Consider the following 8,136-nt stretch of genomic DNA (forward strand, 5'->3'; position numbering starts at 1 on the left):
CCTTGCGGGCGTCGTCGAGCTGGGCCTGGGAATTGACGCCGGCGCGGGCGAGTTCCTGCACGCGCCGGTACTGGACGGCGGCGTCGCGGGCTTCGGCCTCGGCGGCGGCGATGTTGGCGTCCTGGATCGCGAGCTCCACCGGCCGCTGGCCCTTGCGCGCGTCCTGCGCCTGCGCCCTGGCGGCGGCGAGCTCGGCGGCGGCCTGGTCGCGCTGGGCCTGCAGCTGCTGCGGATCGACGACGAACAGCGGCTGGCCGGCCGTCACCTGCGCGCCGCGCACCACGAAGACCGAGCGGACCGAGCCTGCGACCGGGGCCGCCAGATAGAGCGGCTCGCCCTCGATGTAGCCCGAGAGCGTGGGGGCGCGTCGGAAGCGCGGGGCGAGCGCAAGGCCGACGATCAGCACGGCCGCCGCGAGCAGCAGGAGCAGGACGAGCGGAGGCGGGCGCTTCATCGGGCGGTCTCCTGAAGCAGCCCGCTGGCGAGGGTCTCGACGTGCTGATGGGCGAGGGCCGCAAGGTCGAAGGACGGGGCGCCCACGGGGACGAAAGTCTCGCGCCAGATCACCCCCATCACCAAGGGCGCCGCGATCTGCAGGGCGTAGGCGCGCGGATCGCCGGGGCGCACTTCGCCGCGGGCCTGGGCGGCGGCGATGGCCGCGGCGAGCGCGTCCAGCGCCTGGGCCGCCAGCTCGTCGTGCCAGACCCGGGCGAGTTCGGGGAAGTTGCGCGCCTCGCCGATCACCATCTTGGCCACGCCGCCGAAGGCCGGCGCGCCGGCCGCCGCGGTCAGGCGCTCGGCGACCAGGCGCAGGAGGTCGCGGAACGGGCCGGGATGCTGGGCGAACATGTCGCGCAGGCCCAGCACATTGGGCGCGATCGCCTGGCCGACGACGGCGCGGAACAGCTCTTCCTTGGTCGCGAAATAGAGGTAGAGGGCGCCCTTCGAGACCCCGGCGCGGCGGGCGATCTCCTCCAGCCGCGCCGCCGCAAAGCCCTTCTCGGCGAACACCGCCAGCGCCGCCGCCACGATCTCCGCCGGCCGGTCGGCCTTGCGTCGCCGGAAGCGTGGTTCGCCCGACATCACGGCCCCTGATAACTGACCCGTCAGTTATTAGCACATCCCTCCCTTGATGGGGAGGGACAGACCGCGAAGCGGTCAGGGCGGGAAGTGTGGGGCAGGGGCGCTGGGCAGCATGTGCCGATCGGCATTCGTTAACCATGCCGAGTTCGTCGTTCTGAGGCCATAAGCCTAATAAAAACAGTCGCCTGCTGCCTGGCCCGCGGCTTGCGATGCAGCGTCCGGCGAAAAATCGCCCGCCAGCCGAAGCTGGCCGAACCCCTCCAGAATGGATGCGACGCGATGCTGTACAATTCAGTGAACACGAACGTGGGCGCCATGGTGGCGCTCCAGAACCTCAATGCGACCGATAAGGAGCTGTCCGACACTCAGACACGCATCAACACCGGCTTGCGGGTGGCGAGTGCGAAGGACAACGGCGCAATCTGGGCTATCGCCCAGAACCAGAGGGCCACGTCGCAGTCGCTGAACGCCGTGAAGGACTCGCTGCAGCGCGGTCAATCGACCGTCGATGTGGCGCTTGCCGCGGGGGAGTCCGTCTCGGACCTGCTCCTTCAGATGAAGGAAAAGGCTCTGGCGGCTTCGGATACGACCCTCGACACGAACAGCCGCGTCGCGCTCAACGACGACTTCGTCTCGTTGCGCGACCAGATCCGGAAGGCCGTGAACAACGCGGAATTCAACGGCGCGAACATGCTGAAGGGGAGCAACCCGACGGACATCGCCGCGCTCGCCAATTCGGATGGGACTGCGACCATCACGGTCAAGGCCCAGCCGATGGATCTGGGAACCGGCGCGCTGTCGGCGCTGACCGACACGTCGTCCATCGGCACCCAGTCGCTGGCGCTCGGGATGATCACCACGATCAACCAGGCGATCATCAATGTTTCGGCTTCGCTGTCGGCGCTCGGCACGGGGTCGAAGTCATTGGCCTCGCACCTGACCTTCATTGGAAAGCTGCAAGACACGGTGGATGCCGGCGTGGGCAACCTGGTCGACGCCGACCTAGCGAAGGATAGCGCAAAGCTCCAGGCGCTGCAGACCAAGCAGCAACTCGGGGTCCAGGCGCTGTCCATCGCCAATCAGGCGCCGCAGAGCATCCTGTCTCTGTTCAAATAGGCCGGACAGTCGCGGCCGGGCGGTCCTTCGGGGCCGCCCGGCTTTTTCTTGCCTAGCCACCGGCAAGTTTTGCCGACCGCGCTGGGCAAGAATTGCAGTGCGCGGGCGAGGCGCTCGGCAAAAGCTGCCGGGCTTAACCTTGGATAACAGACCTATAATACTGTGATTTCAGTGGCTTGTGATGCGCGGCAAGCTTTGCCGGGTTGGCGCCTGCCTTGCTGCAAAGACTGCCGGGCAAAAAGCCCCCGGCAGTCAAAACGACGCCGGTCCCTGAGAAAGGTACAGTCGTATGTCTATGAACAGCGTCAATACGAATGTCAGCGCCATGGCCGCGCTGCAAAACCTGGCCGTGACCCAAAACGAACTCGCGACCACCCAGTCCCGGATCAACACCGGCCTGAAGGTGGCGAGCGCCAAGGACAACGGCGCCGTCTGGGCCATCGCCCAGAACCAGCGTGCGACCTCGCAATCGCTGGACGCCGTCAAGGACTCGCTGCAGCGCGCCTCGTCGACCGTCGACGTCGCCCTGTCGGCCGGCGAAAGCGTCTCGGACCTGCTGCTTCAGATGAAGTCGAAGGCCCTGGCCGCTTCCGACACCACCCTGGACACCAACAGCCGGATCGCGCTGAACGACGACTTCAAGTCGCTCCGCGACCAGATCACGAAGGCGGTGAACAACGCCGACTTCAACGGCGCCAATATGCTGAAGAACGGCGGCGCGCAGATCCAGGCGCTCGCCAACGCCGACGGCACCCAGGTGATCTCGGTGCAGGCGCAGGATCTGTCGCTGGGCGGCACGGGCGCGCTGAACGGGCTGTCGACGACGGCCACGATCGGCACCCAGACGGCCGCCACCAACATGATCGCCACGGTCAACACGGCGATCACGAATGTGTCGAGCGCGCTCTCCAAGCTGGGCACCGGTTCGAAGGCGCTGTCCTCGCACCTGACCTTCGTCGGCAAGCTGCAGGACTCGATCGACGCCGGCGTGGGAAACCTCGTCGACGCCGACCTGGCGAAGGAAAGCGCGAAGCTGCAGGCCCTGCAGACCAAGCAGCAGCTTGGCGTCCAGGCCCTGTCGATCGCGAACCAGTCCTCGTCGATCCTGCTCGGCCTCTTCCGCTAAGGCCAAAGCCGCGCGGGCCCTTGGCGGGGCTCGCGCACGCATGGCGGCGGGGAGGGCGACCTTCCCGCCGTTCGTGCATGACAGAGGAGCGCTGACGCTCCGCGCCAGCGAACAGGAGCATGCAGAACAAGGTAGTCCCCGTCGCAGTCCCCCCGGAGAACCCCTATGGCCGCCGGGCGGCCGCCGGCGCCTCGGGCGCGGCTGCGCAATCGGACAGCGTCCTCCCGAACGAGGAGGAGGTCAATCTGCGGCTGATCATCGAAGAGGATCTCGCCGCGCAGAGCTACGTCTACAAGACGGTCAACTCCCGCACCGGCGAGGTGGTCCAGCAGTACCCGCGCGAGGAAGTCCTGCGGATGCGCGAGGACGCCAACTACCAGGCCGGCGGCGTGATCCGCACCAAGGCCTGATCGCTCGTTTCCTGGCCGCCGAAAGCCTTAACGGGATCGGCCTCATGGTTAAAGAAACCGCCCCGGAAGCCCGGCGGCGGCGTTCGTCGTTAACCTTTCGATTACCATAAAATTCCTAGCCTCCTTGGAAGCCCACGCGACTCGGGCGAAGCGAGTCGGGCGAGAGACGACTAGGAGAATCCGTCATGTCGATCAGCGTGCACACCAACAAGCCTGCGCTGATTGCGCTGCAAAACCTTAACAAGACGAACGACCAGATCGGCGAAGTCCAGAACCACATCAACACCGGTCTGAAGATCGCCACGGCCCAGGACAACGCCGCGGTCTGGTCGATCGCCCAGAACCAGCGCGCCGACATCGGCGCGCTCGGCGCGGTCAAGATGAGCCTGGATCGGGCCAACTCGATCGCCGAAGTCTCGATGACGGCGGGGGCGACGGTCTCGGACCTGCTGGTGCAGCTGAAGGAAAAGGTCGTCGCGGCGATGGACACCTCCATCGACACCGCCTCGCGGACGGCCCTCGATTCCGAATTCAAGTCGATCCTGCGGCAGATCGGTCAGGTCACGGACAACGCCGCGTTCGACGGCGCCAACCTGCTGAACGGGCTGAGCGGATCGGGCGCGACGAGCATTCAGTTCCTCGCCAATTCCGCCGCGAGCTCCTACATCACGCTCTCCACCCAGGACATGAGCCTGGCCGGCACAGGCGGGCCGGGGGCCGGCCAGATCATCACCATGTCGGTGGGCTCCTCGCTGGACAGCGTCACGATCTCCACCGCGGTGCTGGCGCAGCTCAACCAGTCGATCCAGAACGTGAACCAGGCGCTGGGCTCGCTTGGCTCGCAGGCCAAGCAGATCACCTCGCACTCCGACTTCGTGGGCAAGCTGACCGACACCCTGCAGGCCGGCGTCGGCAACCTCGTCGACGCGGACCTGGCGAAGGAAAGCGCCTCGCTGCAGGCCTTGCAGGTCCAGCAGCAATTGGGCGCCCAGGCGCTGTCGATCGCCAACCAGTCGCCGCAGATGATCCTGCAGCTCTTCAAGTAGGCCGGCAGTCCGCGCGCCTGACCGAATTGAACCCGCGCGTTAACGGATTGTAACCGGCGCTGCGACTAGCGTCGAAGTGCGGGATCTCGCCCGCGGAGCGGTTCGATGGTCATCGGGATCGATTCGAGCATCCTGCTGGGCTACTACCAGGCGAAGGCCGGCGTGCCGCTTTCGTCGGGCTCCAGCTCGGGTTCGAGCTCCGCGACCAGCAGCAAGGTCGCGCCGACGCCGCCCTGGAACACCCAGGAAACCGCTCAGCAGGCCAGCGCCAACGTCACCTCCGCCCTGGCCGGCCACAAGATCGTCGACGAGAGCGCCGCCCAGCTCGACCTGCCGGGGGCCAGCGCCGACTACAAGAAGCTGTTCGCCCTCTACCAGGGGCTGGGCACGCTCAGCGACATGGCCAACCAGATCAAGGCCGCGGGCACGAGCAGCATCCAGAAGACCGAGCTGCAGAAGGCCTTCCTCAAAGGCATGGCCGAGGTGTCGAGCTACATAGGCGCCGCCAGCTTCGACAAGATCCGGGTCACGCAGGGCGAGACCGACGCCTCCGACAAGACCAAGCTGACCGTGCCGAACCAGGCGACGGAGTACGACACCCCGCCGCTCGCCACCTCGGCCTCGGACTCTGTCCCGGCGTTCGAAGGCGACGTGCAGTTCGACATCCAGGTCACGCGGCTCAAACAGACCTTTGACGTGCCGATCGACCTGTCGGCCATGCCCGACCAGACGCGCAGCATCGCCAACGTCGTCAACTACATCAACGACCAGCTGAAGGCGGCCGGCGTCGAGACCCGCTTCGGCACGGTGCGCACCCCCGGACAGCCGCAGAAGATCACCGCCGGCTCGCAGACCATCACCTTGCCGGCCGGGTCGGACCAGTGGGGGCTCAAGGTGACGGCGGGGACCGGCGAGACGGTCAACTTCAGCGCCCCGCAGACCGCCGGCGCGGTCTATCTGGCCCAGCAGGTCGGCGATCCCGATCCGGACCACAATTCCAAGACCAACGACAGCACCGTCTCCCAGCAGCTGCTGAAGTTCCAGACCGACACCGACACCGTGCCGGATCCGGCGCGGATCGCCGGCCAGGCCAACTGGGTCGACGGGCGGGTGTTCGCCAACGGGCTCGATTCCAATGTGAAGACGGTCCACGCTCAGGCGGTGGGCCCGGACGGCTCGGTCTACATGCTGGCCGACGTCGACGGCACGGTGGACGGCCAATCGATCAAGGGCGACCAGGACGTCGCCCTCCTGAAGTACGACGCCGCGGGCCACCTCGTTTACACGCGCACCCTGGGCGCTTCGAACTCGGCCACGGGCTTGAGCCTGGCGGTTTCGGCGGACGGCAAGGTGGCGATCGGCGGCTCGGTCAGCGGGACGCTCGACGGGGCGACCAACGGCGCGCTCAACTCCGGCGTGACCGGCGCCTATGCGGGTTCGGCCGACAGCTTCGTCACCCTGTTCGACAACGACGGCCAGGAGGTCTGGACCCAGCGCCGCGGCGCGAGCCAGGACGACCAGGTGAATCAGGTGGCGTTCAGCGCCGACGGGAACACGGTCTATGTCGCCGGCCAGACCAAGTCGGCCATGCCGGGCGGCGGCGCGGCCCAGGGCGACTGGGACGGCTACATCGAAGCCTTCGCCACCAGCGCGACCGGCAAGGCCACGACCGTCTTCACCCAGGGGTTCGGGACGAGCGGGGCCGACAAGCCCAAGGGGCTGGTGGTCGACGGCGATACGGTGACGGTCGCCAGCAACGAGAACGGCCACGCCGTGCTGCGCCAGTTCGACGTCTCCGGCGAGACGCCGGTGCAGACCAACACCCGCGACCTCGGCGACCTCGAGGGCGGCGACATCGTCGGCCTGGCGCTGGACTCCAACGGTCAGCTGGTGGTGGGGGGAACCTCAGGCAACCCGCAGCTCGCGGTCGACACCGTGACCAGCGCCGCCTCCGGCGGGCTCGACGCCTTCGCCGCGCGGATCAGCGCCGACCTCAACGCCAGCGCCACCGACCGGCTCGCCTATTACGGCGGCTCAGGCGCCGACAAGGCCACCGCCATGGCGGTGTCGGACGGCCAAGTGTGGCTCGCCGGCGCCGCCGGCGCCGACCTGCCGGACGGCCAGGCGCCGGTGGGGACCCAGGACGGCTTCCTGGCCAACCTCGACGTCGACGCCGGGACGGTCGACTGGTCGCGCCGGTTCACCGGGACCAGCGGCAAGGCCGCGCCCACCGCCATCGCCGTGGCGCCCCAGGGGGCCAGCGTGCTCGACCGGCTGGGCCTGCCCACCGGGACCTTGAACTTCGACGCCACCCAGCAGATCACGGCGGTGAGCTCCGTGCGCGCCGGCGACCAGTTCACCGTCTCCTCGAACGGCGGCGCGCCGCAGACGGTGACGATCGACGCCACGGACACGCTGGACACCCTGGCGCTGAAGATCCGCCGCGCCTCCGGCTTCACGGCCGATGTGCAGGTGACCGCCTCGGCGGATGGCGGCCATCAGCTGACCATCAAGCCGGTGACGAACAACGCGGTGCTGCAGTTCGGAGCCGGGAAGGGCGACACCGACGCGCTGGGCGGGCTGGGCATCCCGGTCGGCGTCGTCCGGGCGACGACCACCACCGCGGGCGGCAAGACCGTGGCCGCCGACGGCAAGCCGAACATCTATGGGCTGAGCCTTCCGACCGATCTCAACCTGTCGAGCGACGATCAGGTGGGCCACGCGCTCGCCGAGCTGGCGAGCGCCCAGGACGTGATCCGGCAGGCCTACAAGGACCTCGTCGCGGCCGCCACGCCGAAGTCGCAGCAGCCTGCGGCCTCAGGCGCTTCGGGCTCGAGCTCGAGTTCGGTACCCGCCTACATGACCGCGCAGATCTCCAACTACCAGGCGGCGCTCGACCGCCTGACCGGCGGCTCGAGCTCGAGCGGCGGCAGCGCCGATTCGACTCTCTCGCTGTTCGGCATCACGGGTTGAATCCGGCGCGCCCGCAGTCTAGCGGGTGTACATGGATCTCGCCCAACCCCGCCTTCGGTTCGCCCTCGTGGGCGCCCTGGTTGCGCTGGCGGCGGGAGGCCTGATCGCCTTCGCCCTGGTCCGCGGCCACCACGGCGAGCGCACGCCGCCGCCGCCGGCCTCGCAAGGCGGGCTGGTGATCGACGCCGCGGGGGCGAACGTCGGCCGCATCGATGCGGCCAAGCCGCTGCGCTGCTTCGTCAACGGCCTGCTGGTCGGCGAGTTGACGCTCAAGGACTGCGCCCAGCGCAACGGCGTGGCCAGCGATGCGCTCGACGTCGGCCTCGACGCGAGCGGCGAACTCGCAGCCGGCCAGCCCGGGGCCCAGACGGTGACCCCGCTC

General features: G+C 68.3%; 7 protein-coding genes and 1 pseudogene. 6 read left to right on the plus strand and 2 right to left on the minus strand.

The window, feature by feature from the left end:
* Together VJS38_RS06355 and VJS38_RS06360 are read right to left on the minus strand one after the other, a co-directional pair.
* A partial coding sequence (locus VJS38_RS06355; RefSeq protein ID WP_324087314.1) for a biotin/lipoyl-binding protein occupies positions 1–454 on the minus strand: 454 nt, incomplete at its 3' end.
* Entirely contained in the window at positions 451–1,083 is a 633-nt protein-coding gene (locus VJS38_RS06360) for a helix-turn-helix domain-containing protein (protein ID WP_324087315.1), read from the minus strand. The genes VJS38_RS06355 and VJS38_RS06360, both read right to left, overlap by 4 nt.
* A 279-nt stretch (positions 1,084–1,362) precedes the next feature.
* On the opposite strand from VJS38_RS06360, the gene VJS38_RS06365 reads away from it, so the two are divergent.
* The 6 genes and pseudogenes from VJS38_RS06365 to VJS38_RS06390 form a co-directional block, all read left to right on the plus strand.
* Positions 1,363–2,199, plus strand: a complete 837-nt coding sequence (locus tag VJS38_RS06365) for a flagellin (RefSeq protein WP_324087316.1) — start codon at positions 1,363–1,365, stop codon at positions 2,197–2,199.
* Positions 2,200–2,488: 289 nt separating this feature from the next.
* Positions 2,489–3,325 carry a flagellin gene (locus VJS38_RS06370; RefSeq protein WP_324087317.1) on the plus strand — a complete coding sequence of 279 codons (837 nt, stop codon included), beginning with the start codon at positions 2,489–2,491 and terminating at the stop codon, positions 3,323–3,325.
* 119 nt (positions 3,326–3,444) lie between these two features.
* Complete coding sequence (locus tag VJS38_RS06375; RefSeq protein ID WP_324087318.1) at positions 3,445–3,735, plus strand: hypothetical protein; 291 nt, start codon at positions 3,445–3,447, stop codon at positions 3,733–3,735.
* A 185-nt stretch (positions 3,736–3,920) separates the two neighbouring features.
* Positions 3,921–4,781, plus strand: coding sequence for a flagellin (locus tag VJS38_RS06380; RefSeq protein WP_324087319.1), 861 nt, complete (start codon positions 3,921–3,923; stop codon positions 4,779–4,781).
* 105 nt (positions 4,782–4,886) lie between these two features.
* A complete protein-coding gene (locus VJS38_RS06385; RefSeq protein ID WP_324087320.1) occupies positions 4,887–7,754 on the plus strand; it encodes a hypothetical protein in 2,868 nt (955 codons plus the stop codon).
* Positions 7,755–7,785: 31 nt separating this feature from the next.
* Positions 7,786–8,136 (plus strand): annotated as a pseudogene (locus tag VJS38_RS06390) (hypothetical protein); the annotation flags it as partial.

It is taken from the genome of Phenylobacterium sp., assembly GCF_035276905.1.
In the GTDB taxonomy this organism is placed as follows: Bacteria; Pseudomonadota; Alphaproteobacteria; order Caulobacterales; family Caulobacteraceae; genus Phenylobacterium.